Annotated in this window: 1 protein-coding gene; it reads right to left on the bottom strand. The window is 60.7% G+C overall.

The features are described 5' to 3' along the window. On the bottom strand, window positions 1-234 hold a 234-nt coding region (locus SB816_RS35145), incomplete at both ends, for a DUF2818 family protein (RefSeq protein ID WP_410548642.1).

Genomic DNA, 234 nt, shown 5'->3' on the forward strand with positions numbered 1-234 from the left:
GGCGAAGCCGGGAAACGCGAACACGACAAAAAGACTGAACGTGATGGCGTAGAACTGCCAGCCCTGGTCAAAGCGGTTACCGGCACGCGCTTCCAGCAGGAAGCCGAACGCACCGACCACGAAATACAGCACGATCAGTTCGGCGATGCGGATCCACGCGCTCTTCTTCTGCGCGCGCACCGGCACCAGGCCGAACAACCGTTGATTGAAGAACGGCAGGTTGGCGCCTGCAAG

Source organism: Achromobacter sp. SIMBA_011 (assembly GCF_046535435.1).
Lineage (GTDB): Bacteria > Pseudomonadota > Gammaproteobacteria > Burkholderiales > Burkholderiaceae_B > Achromobacter > Achromobacter dolens.